We start from the raw sequence: 16,048 nt of genomic DNA, 5'->3' as shown, positions 1-16,048 counted from the left end.
GGCACCATGCATCAGATCGACAAGATAGACCGTAGAATTCTCAACATCCTGCAGGCGGACGGCCGGATCACCAATCTGGAGCTTGCCGATCGCATCGGCCTGTCGCCAACGGCGACCAGCGAGCGGCTGCGCCGGCTGTTGAAGGAAGGCTATGTTTCGGGCTTCGGCGCCCGTCTCGATCCGCAGAAGCTCGGCTTCGGCCTGCTCGTCTTCATCGAGGTGATGCTCGACAAGACGACGCCCGATGTCTTCGACCAGTTCGCGACCGCCATCAAGCAGGCGCCGGCCGTGCTCGAATGTCACATGGTCGCCGGCGGCTTCGACTATCTCGTCAAGACCCGCTTCGAGGATATGGCGGCCTACCGCAACTTCCTCGGCCAGGTGCTGTGGACGCTGCCGGGCGTCAAGGAGACCCGCACCTACGCCGTCATGGAAGAGATCAAGAACGACGGGCCGCTACCGCTCGTTTGAACAAAAACAAGAATGGTCCCGGGACCCGATCGGCTCCCGGGACCATTTCCGACAAGCTTATGCCGCGCTAAGCGAAGCCATGTCGATGACGAAGCGGTAGCGCACGTCGCTCTTGACGACCCGCTCATAGGCTTCATTGATCTCTTGGATCTTGATCGTTTCGATCTCCGAAACGATGTCGTGCTCGCCGCAGAAGTCGAGCATTTCCTGGGTTTCCTTGATCGAACCGATCATCGAGCCGGAAATGCTGCGGCGCGCGGGCACCAGCGAGAAGGCATGCACCGGCACGGCATTTTCCGGGATGCCGACCAGCACGAAATTGCCATCGACCTTCAGCAGGTTGACATAGGCGTTCCAGTCGATCTCGGCCGCCACCGTGCAGATAATGAGGTCGAACGTGCCCTGCAGCGCCTTGAAGGTTTCCGGATCATTGGTGGCATAGTAGTGGTCTGCACCGAGCTTCAGCCCGTCTTCCTTCTTGGAAAGCGTCTGGCTGAGAACGGTAACATCAGCGCCCATGGCGTGGGCAAGCTTGACGCCCATATGGCCGAGACCACCCATGCCGACGATCGCGACCTTCTTGCCGGGACCGGCCTTCCAGTGACGGAGCGGCGAGTAGAGCGTAATGCCGGCGCACAGCAGCGGTGCCGCCGCATCGAGCGGCAGGTTTTCCGGGATCGACAGCACATAGCCTTCCTTGACGACGATGCTGTCGGAATAACCGCCCTGCGTTGCCGTCTTGCCGTCCGCCTCGACGCCGTTATAGGTCACGACCAGACCCGGCATGTAATGCTCGAGATCGAGGTCGCGCGTCGCACAGGTAGTGCAGGAATCGACGAAGCAGCCGACCCCGGCGCGGTCGCCCACCTTGAACTTGGTGACCTTGGAGCCGACGGCGGTGACGATGCCGACGATTTCGTGCCCAGGAACCATCGGGAACACCGAGTTGCCCCATTCGTTGCGTGCCTGGTGAATGTCGGAGTGGCAGACGCCGCAATATTTGATGTCGATCACCACGTCGTCGTCGCGCGGCTCGCGACGTTCGAAGGTGAAGGGCGTAAGCGGTTTCGACGCGTCGGTCGCCGCATATCCTCTTGCAATGGCCATCAGTCTGTCCTTCAATTTTGGGAGATGCGAAAAACCGAGCGTTACCGGCAGATCGCAGGCAGGGACTATGCGTTCGCCATCGACAAAAGCGTTATCGCGATCCTGCAAAGTTTTTGCCCGATCCTGCAAGAATGAAAAATGCATAATGGCAAGTACGCTCCGAAGCCCTATCTGAGCATAACCTCACACAATGCTAAGCTGCTGGAAAGAACAAAGAATATGACAGCCACGCGACAGACTGCGAGACAGGACATGATCGACGTCATTGCCCGGATCACCGGGAAAGACGGCGATCACCGGACTGCGATCCCTGGTTTGAGCATTCATCGTCATTCCGGCGATGCGCCGGTCAACTGCGCCGCGTACAAGCCGAGCCTTGCGGTCATCGTGCAGGGCGCCAAGCGCGTGGTGCTGGGCGACGAGACGCTGATTTATGGCGCATCCGATTATCTGCTGACGTCGATCGACCTGCCGGTGTTGTCGCAGGTCTGCAAGGCTTCGGCCGATGAACCCTATCTCAGCTTCGCCTTCCAGATCGATACGGCCAAGATCCCGGCATTGCTCGATTTTCTGGCGCAGGGGCCACTGCCAACGACCGCCTCGCCGCGGGGAATGACGGTCAGCAAGATCACGCCTGACCTCGAGGACGCAGCCCTCCGGCTCCTGCGCCTGCTCGACCGTCCCGACGACATTCCGGCACTGCTGCCGCTGGTCGAGCAGGAGATCCTCTATCGCCTGGTCACCGGCCCACACGGCTATCGGCTTCGCCAGATGGCAACCGCCGAGAGCCAGCCTCACCAGGTCGGCCGCGCCGTCGCCTGGCTGAAGGAGCACTACTCCCGGCCATTGCGCATCGACGACCTGGCAAGCCGCGTCTCGATGAGCGTCTCGTCGCTGCACCACCATTTCAAGGCGATCACGGCCATGAGCCCGCTGCAGTACCAGAAGCAGTTGCGGCTGCAGGAGGCGCGCCGGTTGATGCTGGAGGAGAGCCTCGATGCCGGAGATGCCGGCCATCAGGTCGGCTACGAAAGCCAGTCTCAGTTCAGCCGCGAATATGCCCGCCACTTCGGCGAGCCGCCACTGCGCGACATCGGCCGTGTGCGCCGCACCCTGGTCGAGCGCTTCTCCGGCGGAGCGGAGATGCTGAGCGAAGGCTGAGCACCGGAATATCAGCTCCGCTCGATATCCCGCCTGAGCACGATCGACGTGGTCAGATCCTCGACATTGTCCATGGTCGCGACCTCGTTGCGCAGCTCGTTCAGCGCGTTGATGGATCCGACCTCGACTTCGACGACCAGATCGAGCTGGCCGCTGACGGACGAAACCTTGCGCACGGACGAGAAGCCTGCAAGCCGATCGAGCACGCCGATCGATGGCGTGCGCTGCAGGGTGACGAGCAGAAACGCCTGGATCTGCCCCTCATCCAGCTGGCCGATATCGGCGCGGTAGCCGCGGATGATGCCCGCCTTTTCGAGACGAGTGACCCGCTCCGTCGTCGCACTTCTGGAAAGCCCGATCCGGCCCGCCAGCGACTTCATCGGGATGCGCGCCTCGCGCGACAGGATGCTCAGGATCGTCCGGTCGATCGCGTCGATGTCCTGCATGATTTCCGCCTCCGAGCGCGCCGACAAGATGACGGTTATTATAAACATAATGCCGGTGCAACCGGCATATTGCCGGATGCATGCCTGGGCCGCTCGTGCAACTCTGCCTGCAAGACAAAGGGCTCCCAATGAACGACATGCTGAAGACGACACCAGACTTTTCCATCGACCAGGCATCGGCGCTGCTGAAGCAGCACTATGGCCTTTCCGGCACGCTCTCGCTGCTCGCGAGCGAACGGGACCAGAACTTCAAGGTCGAGGCAGAGGGTGGCGCCACCTATATCCTGAAGATCGTCAATGCCGCCGAGCCCGAGCTCGAGAGCGACTTCCAGACGGCGCTGCTGAGCCACGTCGCAACCTTCGCCGGCGAATTGCCGGTGCCGCACATCCGGGAGACCCTGGCCGGCACCAGCCTTGCCGAAACCACCAGCCAGCACGGCGTGCACCACCGGCTGCGTCTCGTCAGCTGGGTATCGGGCGTTCCGCTTGCCGAAACCGGCCGCAGCGCCGCAGCGCTCCAGTCGCTCGGCCATATGCTCGGCCGCTTCGACGCTTCGCTGAAGGGCTTCATGCATCCGGGCGCGCTGCGCGACCTCGACTGGGACATCCGCAACGCCGGCCGTTCGAGGGACAGGCTCGCCCATATCTCCGCCCCTGAAGACCGGGCGCTGCTGGAACGTTTCCTCGCCCGCTTCACGCAATCGGTTGAGCCGAAGCTGGCGACGCTGCGCTCGGCCGTCATTCACAACGACGCCAACGACTGGAACGTGCTGGTCGACAAATCAGATCATGACCGTATCTCCGGCCTGATCGATTTTGGCGACGCGCTTTATGCGCCTGTCATCGCCGAAGTCGCGATCGCAGCCGCCTATGCCGGGCTCGACCATCCCGATCCGATCGGCGCCACTGCGGCCATCGCCCGCGGCTTCCATGCAGAATATCCGCTGCTCGAAGAAGAAGTCGATCTGCTCTTCGACCTCATCGTCATGCGGCTCGTGACGTCAGTGACCATCTCGGCTTCGCGCCGCGCGCACACGGCCGACAATCCCTATCTCGCGATCAGCGAAAAGCCGGCCTGGACACTGCTGCGCAAGCTCGACCGGATGAACCGTCGCTTCGCCACCGCGATCCTGCGCAAGGCCTGCGGTTTTGAGGCAGCGCCCGGAACGCGCGGCGTTGCCGCCTGGATCGCCGACAACCGCAAGACGCTTGCCCCGCTTCTGCAACGGCCGGCCGCCACCTATCCGGCAGCGCTCGTGCCCTATGGCGATCCTGATCATCCGATGACGGTCAAGTCCGCTGGCGAACAGCCGGATGAAGCCCAGTCCATCTGGGAAGACTATTGCCACGAAAACGGCATCGACCTCGGCATCGGCCCCTGGGGTGAGGCCCGCACGGTTTATGCCGGCGAGATGTTTGTCTCGCGACTGATCGAAAACACCCGCCGCACCCACCATCTCGGCCTCGACCTGTTCATGGCCGCCGGCACCAAGGTCTTCACGCCAGTGGCCGCCACTGTCGTCAGCGTCGAGATCGAACAGGACCCGCTCGGCTATGGCTGCCTGATTGCGCTTCGCCACGAGCCCGAGGGCTGCCCGCCCTTCGTGTCGCTCTGGGGCCATATGGCGCATGAGGCGATCGGCCGGATCAAGGCCGGCGACCGGCTCGAAGCCGGCGCGCTTGTCGGCGAAATGGGAGCGCCGAAGGAAAACGGCGGCTGGGCGCCGCACCTGCACCTGCAGCTTTCCATCGACCCCAGCCTCTCGGCCACCGAAATCCTCGGCGTCGGTGAACCGCAATATCTCGACGTTTGGGCCGAGCTCTTCCCCGACGCGCGCACCTTCGCCGGTATTGCCGAAGAGTTTTACGCGAAAACCGGTCGCGCGCATGACGAGATCGTCAAGCTGCGCAAGGAATTGCTGCTGCCGAACCTGTCGATCTCCTACGAAAAGCCGATCAAGTTCGTGCGCGGCGAAGGCGTCTGGCTGATCGACGACAGCGGCCGCGCCTATCTCGACTGCTTCAACAATGTCTGCCACATCGGCCATGCCCATCCGGCCGTGGTCGAGGCCATGGCGAAGCAGGCAGCGACCCTCAACACCAACACCCGCTACCTGCACGACAACATCGTCGCCTATGCGGAACGGCTGACAGCGACGCTGCCCAAGGAATTGACAGTTGCCGGTTTCGTCAACAGCGGCTCGGAAGCAAACAGCCTGGCACTGCGCCTGATGCGCGCCCATACCCGCCGCGAAAATGCCATCACGCTCGACTGGTCCTATCACGGCACCACGCAGGAGCTGATCGACATCAGCCCCTACAAGTTCCGTCGCAAGGGTGGCAAGGGTCCGAAGCCGCATGTGCATGTGGCTAATGTTCCCGACAGCTATCGCGCGCCAGCGGACTGGCCGGCCGAGGAACACGGCAAGCGTTTTGCCGAAAGCGTTGCCGAGCAGATCGCCGCCATGCAGGCCAAGGGCGAAGGTCCCGGCTTCTTCATCGCGGAATCGATCCCGAGCGTCGCCGGCCAGGTGTTCCTGCCCGACGGCTACCTGAAGGAAGTCTACCGCCTGGTGCGCGAAGCCGGCGGCGTCTGCATCGCCGACGAGGTCCAGGTCGGCTTCGGCCGCGTCGGCAGCCATTGGTGGGCGTTCGAGACGCAAGGGGTGGTTCCCGACATCGTCACTATGGGCAAGCCGATCGGCGATGGTCATCCGCTCGCCGCCGTCGTCACCACCCGCGAGGTCACCGACAGCTTCAACAACGGCATGGAATACTTCAACACCTTCGGGGGAAACCCGGTTTCCTGTGCCGTCGGTCTCGCCGTGCTCGACGTCATCGAAAGCCAGGACCTGCGCGGCAACGCCCTTGCCGTCGGCAATTACCTCATCTCCTCCTTCAAGGCGATGCAGACGCGCTACGAGGTGATCGGCGACGTGCGCGGCATGGGGCTGTTCCTCGGCATCGAGCTGGTGACCGACCGCAAGACCAAGGCACCCGCCACCGAATTTGCCCGGGCGGTTTCCAACGGCGCCCGCCAGCGCGGCGTGCTGATGGGAACCGAAGGACCGCATGACAACGTCTTGAAGATGCGCCCGCCGATGATCTTCTCGAAACGCGACGCCGATCATCTGCTCGCCGTGCTCGAAGAGACCTTTGCGGATGTGAGCAAAAGGCTCGGCTAAAGCATTTCCAGGAAAAGTGCGGAGCGGTTTTCCGTCAGGAAATGCGTAGAAACAGAGACATAGAGCGTTTCTGTATTTCCGTCTAAATCGGAAACGCTCTAAAGGCCGAGCTCGATACCGCCGAAAAGACTGCCAGTTGGCCGGGATGCACACGCGCCCCGGCAGCGAAGACGCATGCCTTCATAACAGCATAACAAGAGGAGAACAGGACAATGAAATCAGCAATTCTAGCGCTTGCGAGTGCGGCGTTTCTCGCCGGAACGGCTGCCAGCGCCACCACACTCGATGTGGTCAAGGAACGCGGCGAACTTCGCTGCGGCGTCAGCCAGGGCGTGCTCGGCTTTTCCGCGCCGAACGACAAGGGCGAGTGGAGCGGCTTCGACATCGACTTCTGCCGCGCGGTCGCAGCCGCCACACTCGGCAACCCGGACAAGGTCAAGTACGTGCCGCTCTCGACCAAGGAGCGTTTCACCGCGCTGCAGTCGGGCGAAGTCGACCTGCTTTCGCGCCAGACCACCTGGACACTGTCGCGCGACAGCGATCTCGGCATGAGCTTCGTCGGCGTCAACTACTATGACGGCCAGGCCTTCATGGTGCGCAACGACCTTGGCGTGAAAAGCGTCAAGGAACTCTCGGGCGCCTCAGTCTGCACGGAAACGGGCACGACCACCGAGCAGAACATGGCCGACTATTTCAGCTCCAACAACATCCAGTACCAGGTCATCGCCTTTGAAAAGCCCGACCAGACGATCCAGGCTTTCAACACGGCACGCTGCGACGTCTACTCGACCGACGCCTCGGCGCTCTACGCGCAGCGTCTGACGCTGAACGACCCGGACCGCTTCGTCGTCCTGCCCGAAGTCATCTCCAAGGAACCGCTTGGCCCGGCCGTGCGCCAGGGCGACGAGCAGTGGTTCAAGGTCGTCCGCTGGACCTTGTTCGCGATGATCGAAGCCGAAGAGCTTGGGATCACCAAGGAGAATGCGACGAAGATGCAGGAAAGCGGCACGGTCGGCCAGAAGCGCTTCCTCGGCATCGACAACGAAGCCGGCAAGGCTCTGGGTCTCGGCCCGACCTGGGCCTTCCAGGCGATCTCCGCCGTCGGCAACTACGGCGAAGTGTTCGAAAAGCATCTCGGCAAGGACAGCGCGCTCAAGATCGACCGCGGCCTCAACAAGCTCTGGAACCAGGGCGGCCTGATGTACGCGCCGCCGGCGCGCTGATCCAAAGCAAATCCGGGGAAGGCCTTTCCCCGGAACTGCGCCAACCAACAGACCAGCCAACCAACTCGCCGCGGCCCTCACCGCGGCGTTTTTTGTTTCCGGAATTTGGCGAAAGACGACAGTATTCTGCCTTTCCAGAGCAAGGCCTTGGCGTAACGTCCCAGCGGCAGCGTTCCAAGGGCGCTGGAGGGCCGGACCGCGCGGCGACGATCGACAAGTATCCCTCGTCACGGCAAGATCGGGAAATCAGCAGTCGGACCACAAGACCCCTCATTTCTGTGCTTGTGACAGAAATCTCTAGCAGTTCCATAGGAACTGCGGGACCAGCCCAAGTCCTTGGGCTGGAAAGTCCTTCAGCCCGACCGACGTCGGGCCACTGGATTCCGGCACAAGGCCGGAATGAGGGAGTGGGACGGTCTTGTTCAAACAGCGGGGTCCGTGATCCGCGGCGTTTCCAACCAGTAGGCCGCAAGCCCTTCAGAGCTTGACGATTGTCTTGCGTGCAAGCAGGCCCTGCGGCGCGAAGAGAAGCACACCGATGACGAGCAGGATGGTGAAGGCATCGCGGTAGCTGAGCAGGCTTTCCGGCAGATAGGCCTGCAGGAACACCTCGATGAAGCCGAGCAGGAAGCCGCCGGCAACGGCACCGGAAAGGCTGCCGAGCCCGCCGATGATCGCGGCGATGAACGCCTTGAGAACCGGCAGGAAGCCCATCAACGGATCGACGCTGCCGCGCTGCGCCACCCAGAGAATGCCGGCAACACCCGCAAGCAGGCCGGAAATGGCAAAGGCGGTTGCAACCACGGCGTTGGCGCGAATGCCCATCAGCCGGACGATGGCGAAATCCTCGGATGCCGCGCGCATAGCCCGACCGAGAACGGTGGTGCGCAGGAACAGATTGAGCCCGACGAGCATGATGACGGTAACGAGGATCGACGTGCCCTGGATGAGGCCGAGATGTAGGCCGCCGATCTCGATCGTGCCGGAAAAGCTCTCCGGCATCGGCACGGGCTTCGGCCGCGCAGAGATGAAATTCTGGAAGATGACGCGCAGGATGGCGCTGACTGCAAAGCTGGTCAGAAGCAGCGTGGTGCCGCTGGCACCGCGCACCGGCCGGAAGGCGACGCGCTCCATCAGCATGGCAAGCACGACGGCGATCATCAGCGCGCCGAAGACGGCGAGCGGGAACGGCAGGCCGAGCAGCAGCGCGAAGCACAGGCCGTAGCCGGCTGCCGTCATCAACTCGCCATGGGCGAAATTGATCAGCCCCATGATCGAGAAGACGACCGCAAGCCCGAGCGCGAGAAGCGCATAGGTGCCGCCGAGGCTGAGCGCATTGACCAACTGCTGCAGGAACATGTCCATTGTCGTGACCTCTTTGCCCCCGGGCCTCAGGCGCCGAGATAGGCGCCCTGGATTTCGGTTGAATTGCGAAGCTCGGCGGCGGTGCCGGAGAGCACGATGCGGCCATTCGCCATGACGTAGCCGGCGTCAGCGATTTCAAGCGACAGCGCGACGTTCTGTTCGACCAGCAGGATGGTCAGGCCCTTCTGGCGCAGGCCGGCGATCAGGTCGAAGATCAGGTCGACAACCTGCGGCGCGAGCCCAAGCGAAGGCTCGTCGAGCAACAAGAGGTCGGGCGAAGACATCATCGAACGCGCGATCGCCAGCATCTGCTGCTCGCCACCGGACAGCGAACCGGCCTTCTGGCTGAGACGTTCTTTCAGGATCGGGAAGCGCGAAAGCATGTCTTCGCGCACTTCGGAGATAGCACCCCGCGCCTTGTGCATGGCGCCGCCGAGCAGCAGGTGCTCGTCCACCGTCAGGCTCGGAAAGATGCGCCGCCCTTCAGGCGTCAGCGTCATGCCGAGCCGGACGATCTGTTCCGGCGGCAGGCCGGAAATGTCCTGGCCATTGAACGACACTCGCCCTGCCCTCTTGGCTGCCAGCCCCACCAGTGCATTCAAAGTCGAGCTCTTGCCGGCGCCATTGGCGCCGAGCAGCGTAACGATCTGGCCCTTGCCGACGGTGAGGTCGACACCCTTCAGCGCCTCGACGGCACCATAGGCGACCTTGAGGCCACTGACTTCGAGCAGCGGTTTCTGCGCGGGAATTTCACTGTGCATCATCGGGGCAAAGTCCTTGCCATGGATTGCGAGACGGCCGTCTCCGGCCGATCGATCTCCGGCACCCTCGCCGGAGATCGCAAGCGGCGACAGTTCAGGGAGCCGGGATGTCGGCTGCGGCCGGAACACCCTGGCTGATCAGCTCGCGGTTGCCGCCTCCGATGCGCACCAGCGACACCGAGCGCAGCGGCATGCCCTGCGTGCCGGCGTAGCTGATCGGACCGGTGACGCCCTGGACGTTTTCGAGCGAAGCGATGGCATTGCGGATAGCGACCGGATCAGTGCTGTTGGCTTCGGTCACCGCTGCGTCGATTACTTTGCCGAGATCGTAGCCGTTGGCGATGTAGACCGTATCCGGCTCCTGGCCGAACTTCTCCTTGTACTTGACGTTGAAGTCGGCAAGCGGGCTGCCCTCGCTGGCAAAGCCGGCGGTGGTGAACACCACGCCGTCGACGGTGGCGCCAAGGCCAAAGGTCGTCGGCGAATCGATGCCGTCACTGCCGAGGATGGGGATGGTGACGCCGGCGCCACGCAGCTGACGGATGAAGGCCGGGAAATCGGGCTCGTAGGCAGCCGTCATGATCACGTCGGGCGCCGGGTTCATCGCCTTGATCTTGGTGACTTCAGCACCAAAATCCTGCTGGCCCATGCTGAAGGTACCTTCGCCCAGAAGCTCGCCGCCCTTGGCCTTGAAGGCTACACCGAAGTATTCCGGAAGCTTCAGCGTATAGGCGCTGTCGGGAGACTTCAGGATATAGGCCTTCTTGTAACCCTTCTCGACGGCGTAGGTTGCAAGCACCGAGGCCTGGACGTTGTCGGCCGGATAGTTGCCGAACATGTAGTCGCCGACAGCAAGCGGCATGGTCGGGGTCGTCGCGCAGAACGAGAAGGCCGGGATCTGGGCAGCCTGCGTCACCTGGCCGGCAGCGATCGACGGATCGGCGTCGCAGGGGGTGATCATGATCTTGACGCCCTGGTCGACCAGTTCCTGCGCCACCAGCGCGGTCTGTGCAGCATCAGAGCGGGTGTCCTTGGCAACGAGCTTGATCGGGAACTTGCCGGCAGCACCGCCGGCCGCATTGATTTCCTCGACCGCCATTTCCAGGCCCTTCAGCGACGGCTGGTCATAGGGTGCAAGGCCGCCGGTCTGGGCGGTGGCAAGGCCGATCACCAGATCCTCGGCGAAAGCCGGCAGCGGCGACAGCGCGAAGCCGCCAAGAACGGTGGTAAGGCACAATGTCCTGAGACTGGATTTCATCGGTAAGCTCCCTCTTTCTGATTTCGTTTGCTGATCAAGCTGGATTTTGAAGACCGCTTGCACTTGGCTGGAGGCCTCCGGCCTCGACAGCTTCGCGTTTTGCCTGCCCCGCCGAGCGGCGACGGCCAATATAGGCTTCGATCACGGCCGGATTGGCCTGGATTTCCGCCGGCGTGCCGATGGCGATCTGTTGGCCCTTGTTGAGGACCACGACGATATCGCAGAGCCGCATGATCAGTTTCAGGTCGTGCTCGACGACGAGCAGGCCGAGGCGGTACTTCGTGCGGATGCGGTCGAGCACATGCATCAGCTCCTGCGTTTCGGCCGGGTTCATGCCGGCCGCCGGCTCGTCGAGCAGCAGGTAACGCGGCTTCAGCGCCAGCGCGCGGGCAATCTCGAGACGACGCTGCGCACCATAGGAGAGCGTGCCGGCGAGTTGATCGGCAAAGCCGTCGAGCCCGACCTCGGCCAGCACCAGCCGCGCGCTTTCCATCGGGTCCTCGCCGTTGCCCTTCAGCGCGCTTGCCGCCACGGTGACGTTCTCAAGCACGGTCAGGTTCTTGAACAGGCGGATGTTCTGGAACGTGCGCGCAAGCCCGGCGACGGGAACGGCGTAAACAGGCAGCGACGCGATATCCCGGCCGTCGATCAGCACGCGTCCACTCGAGGGCGGCACGACGCCGGAAACGCTATTGATCAGGGTCGACTTGCCGGCGCCGTTCGGGCCGATCAGGCCAGTGACGAGGCCAGGCTTGATCTCGAAATTGGCATTTTCCAGCGCAACGAGGCCGGCGAATTTCTTGCCGAGATTTTCGACCTTGAGCGTTCCACCTGCCGGGATCGGCGCAATCTTTTGCGCACCGTCAGACGATACCGCAGGCTTGGCGGCGAAGCGCTTCAGCCAGCCGAGACGCTCGTCTAGCTCCCGGACACCGAAAAGCCCGTCCTGCAACCGGTACATCACCACCAGGATCGCGACGCCGATACCGATATCGGTCAGGCCGAAAACGGTCGGCAGCGTGACGAAACCGAGGTCGACGCCGCCTTCGAGTTTGCGCAGAAGCTCGACGATCAGCATGATCACCGCCGTGCCGCCGACGGCACCCGATACGGTGGTGACGCCGCCGAGGATCAGCATGGCGAGCAGCACGAAGGTCAGGTTGAAGTAGAAATCCTTGGGTGAGAAGGCGCCGAGGAAATGCGCCAGCAGCGCGCCGGCGGCCCCCGCCAGAATGGCGCCAAGCACCCAGCCGATGAAACGATGGAGCTTGACGTTGACCCCGACAGCCGTCGAGGCGATCTCGTCCTCGCGTGACGCCCGGAGCTTCAGGCCCGCGCTCGAGTCCCGATAGAGACGCGCAACGGCAATTGCGGCGATGGCAAAAGGCAGCGCCACCCACAGGTTGACCGCGCGCGGAATGCCGAAGAAGGTCTGGCTGCCGCGAGTGATGTCGGTCGATGCAACCAGCACCACATGGACGATGACAAGAAAGCCGAGCGTCGCGATCGACGCCGATGAACCGGCAAGGCGCGCAACGGGTATGCCGATCAAAACGGCGACCAGCGCCACCACCACCAGCGCCACGGCGAGAGCCGGCAGGAACGACATGTCGATGCCGGCCAACCATTCCGGCAGGTGCGGCAGTGCCGTCTTCTGGACGATCGGGTTGATGGTCAGTAGTCCGGACGCATAGGCACCGATCGCCATGAAGCCGACATGGCCGAAGGAAACGATGCCGGAATTGCCGGCATACATGCCGATGCCGAGCACCGCGATCACGTTGATCATGAACAGCGTCACGAGGCGCTCGCCGCTGCCCGGAAAGACCGACGAGGCGACGGCAGCAGCCACCAGCAGCGGCAACGACGTTAAAAGGATACCGACGACGGTTTCTCGCCTGACGCGAACCATCTGCATTCCCCCGATTTGTCGGCCCGCCGTTCATTTTTGGCTCGGGCCAGTTCCCGAAATGAAAGTTATCCCATCTCGATCAAATGTCAATCTTGTTTCAAAAAACATTCTCTGCTAGCGTTTATGTAACAAAAATTAGAAATCGGGGTTCAAGCCATCGTTTTTGGGAGGCGGAAATCGTGGCAATCCGGGATCGACTGACAGACGGGACCATCACCTTCACGCGATCGGAACTGAAGATCGTGCGACAGCTGCTGGCGAACTATCCGGCAGCGGGACTGAATACCGTTGCCTATCTGGCCTCCTCGGCGGGGGTCAGCAATCCGACCGTCGTGCGCTTTGCCAACACGCTCGGCTTCGAGGGTTATCCGGAATTTCAGAAGGCATTGCTCAGCGAAGTTCAGGAGCGCATGAGCTCGCCGCTGTCGATGCTCGACGAGCGACGGCCGTCGCTGGAGCAGGAGAATTTCTACCAGTACTTCCTGCGCGCCAGCATCCATGCGCTCGAATCCTCGATGCAGATGCTGCCGTCGGAGGATTTCGAGGCAGCCGTCGACGCAGCCGCCGACACAAGCGCGCGAGCACATTGCCTCGGCGGACGGTTCAGCGGCTTTCTCGCCGGCCTGCTCTGGTCGCATATGAAGCAGCTCAGGGGCGACACCCGCTGGATCAACGGCAGCCAGGCCGACCAGGTCGATCAGCTCGTCGATCTCGGCAAGCGCGACGTGCTGTTCGTCTACGATTACCGCCGCTACCAGAACGACACCATTCGCTTCGCCCGGCAGGCGGCCGCACAAGGCGCCCGTATCGTACTGTTCACCGACCGGTGGCTTTCGCCGATCGCCGATTTTGCCACCGTCACGCTGACGGCGCCGGTCGATACGGTCTCGCCCTATGACACGATGGTGCCGGCAATCGCCCAGACGGAAGCGCTGATCGCGGCGCTGACGGCCCGTCTCGCCACCCAATCCCGTGCCCGCATCGAGAAGATGGAGGAGCTGCGCCGCGGCTACGCCATCACCGAAGACGCTCTCAACCCGAACGTCGACGACGGCCGCTGACACGCCTGCCGCAAGGCCACAACCACAACCGAGGAGAATCCGAATGAGTGCCGTTACAGTGAAGGTCGGGGACGACATGCTGAGACGCGACAGCGACTATGAGCGCGGCCGCACGTCCGTGCTGTTCGTCGACATGCAACGCATCTGGTGCGAACCCAATCTCGACCCCACCCACCCGCAGGACGCCGACAGCTACTATCACAAGCGGCTGCGCCAGACGGTGATCCCCAACCAGGTCCGCATCTTGGAGGCCGCCCGCGCTGCGGGCTGCGAAGTGCTGCACACCATCATCGAGAGCCTGACGCTTGACGGTCGCGACCGCTCGCTCGACCATAAACTGTCCGACATGCATGTGCCGAAGGGCTCGCCCGAAGGTCAGGTCATTCCGGAGCTGGCGCCTATCGACAACGAGATCGTGCTGCCGAAGACCTCGTCCGGCGTCTTCAACTCCACCAACATCGATTACATCCTGCGCAATCTCAACACCCGCTACCTGATCATCGCCGGCGTCATCACCGACCAGTGCGTCGACATGGCAGTGCGTGATGCGGCCGATCGCGGCTACCTCGTCACCGTCGTCAAAGACGCTTGTGCGACCTACAGCCCCGAGCGCCACGAAGGCGCCCTTCGCGCCTATTCCGGCTACTGCTGGACCACCGATACCGACACTGTCGTCAGCCGCATTCAGGGCCTGCGCCAGGCCTGAGCCATCGCCGAAGATCTTGAGACAAGAGGGGAATTCATGACCGAGACCAACAACGGCAAGGCGCACTCCGCACTGACGGAACTCGCAACCTTCGTCACCACCGATATCGCCGGCATCACCCGCGGCCGCAGCTTCGCCGCCTCGCAGATCGACGACTATCTGCGCAAGGGCGTCGGCTGGGTCCCGGCCAATCTGGCGTTGACGCCGTTCGACCAGATCGCCGAGAACAATCCCTGGGGTTCTTCCGGCGACCTCCGATTGATGGCCGACCCGGCGAGCAAGGCGCGCGTCACCTGCCTGCCCGACGTCACGCCGCTGCACTTCTATCATTCCGATATCACCGACCTCAAAGGCGACCCCTGGGAGTGCTGCGTGCGCAGTTTCCTCAAGCGCACGCTTGAGGAGTTCGAGCGCGAGGCGGGGCTAAAGGTCATCTCCGCCGTCGAGCAGGAATTCCAACTTCTCGGCGTCGATTGGCCCGACGCGCCATCCTTCGGCCTGCGCGCCGAGCGCCGTGCCGACCCCTTCGGCCCGCTGCTGATGACGGCGCTGCAAGAGGCGGGTGCCGAGCCGGAAATGTTCCTGCCGGAATACGGCAAGGACCAGTTCGAGATCACCTGCCGGCCTGCGGATGCACTGACGGCGGCCGACCGCGGCGCGACGATCCGCGCCATCACCAAGGAAGTGGCAGCGCTGTTCGGCTGGAACGCGAGCTTTGCGCCGAAGACGAGCGCAAATGGCGTCGGCAACGGCGTGCACCTGCATGTCAGCTTCACCGACGTTGACGGCAATCCCGTCACCTTCGACGCATCCCGCCCAGGTCGCTTGTCGAAAGTTGCCGGCTCCTTCGCCGCCGGCGTCATCCTCCATCTGCCGGCATTGACTGCCTTCACCGCCCCGTCGGTGCTGTCCTACATGCGGCTCGTTCCGCATCACTGGAGCGCGGCCTATACCTGCCTCGGCGAGAAGAACCGCGAGGCGACGCTGAGAATTTGCCCGACGCTGGATCTTCCCGGCAGCAACCCGGCCAAGCAGTTCAACATGGAGTACCGCGCCGCCGACGCCTGCGCGAGCCCGCATCTGTCGTTGGCGGTGCTGCTGAAGGCTGGCCTCGAAGGCATCCGCGCCGGGCTCGAACAGCCGCCGCTGATCAACTCGGACCCATCGGATTTTTCCGACGCGGATCAGAAGAAGCTCGGCATCCGTCGCCTGCCGTCCAGCCTGCCGGAAGCACTCGAAACGCTTGCCGAAGACAAGGTGGTGACCGGCTGGTTCGCCAAGGACTTCCTCGATTGCTACGTCGCGATGAAGCGCAAGGAAATCGAGATCGTCGATGGCCTCTCGCCCGATGAACTCTGCGCCCGCTACGCGGCCGTCTACTGATACGGATAG

Annotated in this window: 13 protein-coding genes; 7 read left to right on the top strand and 6 right to left on the bottom strand. The window is 62.9% G+C overall.

Annotated elements, in window-relative coordinates; all coding sequences use genetic code 11:
• Positions 1 to 6: 6 nt before the first annotated feature.
• Complete coding sequence (locus AC1Q80_RS25450) at positions 7 to 471, top strand: Lrp/AsnC ligand binding domain-containing protein (RefSeq protein ID WP_077502818.1); 465 nt, start codon at positions 7 to 9, stop codon at positions 469 to 471.
• Between the two features lie 57 nt (positions 472 to 528).
• Here AC1Q80_RS25450 and AC1Q80_RS25445 read toward each other — a convergent pair whose 3' ends face one another.
• Positions 529 to 1,578, bottom strand: coding sequence for an NAD(P)-dependent alcohol dehydrogenase (locus tag AC1Q80_RS25445; protein WP_492362217.1), 1,050 nt, complete (start codon positions 1,576 to 1,578; stop codon positions 529 to 531).
• A 219-nt stretch (positions 1,579 to 1,797) separates the two neighbouring features.
• Between AC1Q80_RS25445 and AC1Q80_RS25440 the strand changes: the two genes are divergently transcribed.
• Positions 1,798 to 2,739, top strand: a complete 942-nt coding sequence (locus AC1Q80_RS25440) for an AraC family transcriptional regulator (RefSeq protein ID WP_492362216.1) — start codon at positions 1,798 to 1,800, stop codon at positions 2,737 to 2,739.
• 11 nt (positions 2,740 to 2,750) lie between these two features.
• On the opposite strand, the gene AC1Q80_RS25435 is transcribed toward AC1Q80_RS25440, so the two are convergent.
• Complete coding sequence (locus tag AC1Q80_RS25435) at positions 2,751 to 3,233, bottom strand: Lrp/AsnC family transcriptional regulator (protein WP_077502819.1); 483 nt, start codon at positions 3,231 to 3,233, stop codon at positions 2,751 to 2,753.
• Positions 3,234 to 3,313: 80 nt separating this feature from the next.
• Between AC1Q80_RS25435 and AC1Q80_RS25430 the strand changes: the two genes are divergently transcribed.
• The gene (locus tag AC1Q80_RS25430; protein WP_492362215.1) at positions 3,314 to 6,370 is read left to right on the top strand and encodes an aminotransferase class III-fold pyridoxal phosphate-dependent enzyme; all 3,057 of its coding nucleotides are present in this window, start codon (positions 3,314 to 3,316) and stop codon (positions 6,368 to 6,370) included.
• A gap of 212 nt (positions 6,371 to 6,582) precedes the next feature.
• Entirely contained in the window at positions 6,583 to 7,593 is a 1,011-nt protein-coding gene (locus AC1Q80_RS25425) for an amino acid ABC transporter substrate-binding protein (RefSeq protein WP_209791731.1), read from the top strand.
• A 477-nt stretch (positions 7,594 to 8,070) separates the two neighbouring features.
• Here the strand turns inward: AC1Q80_RS25425 and AC1Q80_RS25420 are convergent, their stop codons facing one another.
• The 4 genes from AC1Q80_RS25420 to AC1Q80_RS25405 all read right to left on the bottom strand — a co-directional run bounded on the left by AC1Q80_RS25420 (position 8,071) and on the right by AC1Q80_RS25405 (position 12,889).
• On the bottom strand, positions 8,071 to 8,958 hold the full coding sequence (locus AC1Q80_RS25420; protein ID WP_173423542.1) for a branched-chain amino acid ABC transporter permease: 888 nt from the start codon (positions 8,956 to 8,958) through the stop codon (positions 8,071 to 8,073).
• 26 nt (positions 8,959 to 8,984) lie between these two features.
• Positions 8,985 to 9,722 (bottom strand): ABC transporter ATP-binding protein, encoded by a 738-nt coding sequence (locus tag AC1Q80_RS25415; RefSeq protein ID WP_234903143.1) that lies wholly within the window; start codon positions 9,720 to 9,722, stop codon positions 8,985 to 8,987.
• A gap of 91 nt (positions 9,723 to 9,813) precedes the next feature.
• Positions 9,814 to 10,977, bottom strand: a complete 1,164-nt coding sequence (locus AC1Q80_RS25410) for an ABC transporter substrate-binding protein (RefSeq protein ID WP_209791729.1) — start codon at positions 10,975 to 10,977, stop codon at positions 9,814 to 9,816.
• A 34-nt stretch (positions 10,978 to 11,011) separates the two neighbouring features.
• Positions 11,012 to 12,889: a branched-chain amino acid ABC transporter ATP-binding protein/permease gene (locus AC1Q80_RS25405; RefSeq protein WP_492362214.1), complete on the bottom strand. Its 1,878-nt coding sequence runs from the start codon at positions 12,887 to 12,889 to the stop codon at positions 11,012 to 11,014.
• Positions 12,890 to 13,068: 179 nt separating this feature from the next.
• On the opposite strand from AC1Q80_RS25405, the gene AC1Q80_RS25400 reads away from it, so the two are divergent.
• Genes AC1Q80_RS25400 through AC1Q80_RS25390 form a run of 3 tightly spaced genes read left to right on the top strand, consistent with a single transcriptional unit; the run spans position 13,069 to position 16,039 of the window.
• Entirely contained in the window at positions 13,069 to 13,950 is an 882-nt protein-coding gene (locus tag AC1Q80_RS25400; protein WP_492362213.1) for a MurR/RpiR family transcriptional regulator, read from the top strand.
• A gap of 43 nt (positions 13,951 to 13,993) precedes the next feature.
• The gene (locus AC1Q80_RS25395; RefSeq protein WP_492362212.1) at positions 13,994 to 14,656 is read left to right on the top strand and encodes a cysteine hydrolase family protein; all 663 of its coding nucleotides are present in this window, start codon (positions 13,994 to 13,996) and stop codon (positions 14,654 to 14,656) included.
• 36 nt (positions 14,657 to 14,692) lie between these two features.
• Positions 14,693 to 16,039: a glutamine synthetase family protein gene (locus AC1Q80_RS25390; RefSeq protein WP_492362211.1), complete on the top strand. Its 1,347-nt coding sequence runs from the start codon at positions 14,693 to 14,695 to the stop codon at positions 16,037 to 16,039.
• Positions 16,040 to 16,048 lie beyond the last annotated feature (9 nt).

Source organism: Ensifer sp. GW823-FHT05D09 (genome assembly GCF_058795755.1).
Note: the sequence above shows the minus strand (reverse complement) of the source record. Positions and strands in the feature narration are given on the sequence as shown.

What these genes read in the sequence shown, in the direction of transcription:
- AC1Q80_RS25435 (WP_077502819.1), bottom strand. Translation starts at nt 3,233, where the DNA reads ATGTTTATAATAACCGTCATCTTGTCGGCGCGCTCGGAGGCGGAAATC.
- AC1Q80_RS25390 (WP_492362211.1), top strand. Translation starts at nt 14,693, where the DNA reads ATGACCGAGACCAACAACGGCAAGGCGCACTCCGCACTGACGGAACTC.
- AC1Q80_RS25440 (WP_492362216.1), top strand. Translation starts at nt 1,798, where the DNA reads ATGACAGCCACGCGACAGACTGCGAGACAGGACATGATCGACGTCATT.
- AC1Q80_RS25395 (WP_492362212.1), top strand. Translation starts at nt 13,994, where the DNA reads ATGAGTGCCGTTACAGTGAAGGTCGGGGACGACATGCTGAGACGCGAC.
- AC1Q80_RS25450 (WP_077502818.1), top strand. Translation starts at nt 7, where the DNA reads ATGCATCAGATCGACAAGATAGACCGTAGAATTCTCAACATCCTGCAG.
- AC1Q80_RS25425 (WP_209791731.1), top strand. Translation starts at nt 6,583, where the DNA reads ATGAAATCAGCAATTCTAGCGCTTGCGAGTGCGGCGTTTCTCGCCGGA.
- AC1Q80_RS25410 (WP_209791729.1), bottom strand. Translation starts at nt 10,977, where the DNA reads ATGAAATCCAGTCTCAGGACATTGTGCCTTACCACCGTTCTTGGCGGC.
- AC1Q80_RS25420 (WP_173423542.1), bottom strand. Translation starts at nt 8,958, where the DNA reads ATGGACATGTTCCTGCAGCAGTTGGTCAATGCGCTCAGCCTCGGCGGC.
- AC1Q80_RS25415 (WP_234903143.1), bottom strand. Translation starts at nt 9,722, where the DNA reads ATGATGCACAGTGAAATTCCCGCGCAGAAACCGCTGCTCGAAGTCAGT.
- AC1Q80_RS25430 (WP_492362215.1), top strand. Translation starts at nt 3,314, where the DNA reads ATGAACGACATGCTGAAGACGACACCAGACTTTTCCATCGACCAGGCA.
- AC1Q80_RS25405 (WP_492362214.1), bottom strand. Translation starts at nt 12,889, where the DNA reads ATGGTTCGCGTCAGGCGAGAAACCGTCGTCGGTATCCTTTTAACGTCG.
- AC1Q80_RS25445 (WP_492362217.1), bottom strand. Translation starts at nt 1,578, where the DNA reads ATGGCCATTGCAAGAGGATATGCGGCGACCGACGCGTCGAAACCGCTT.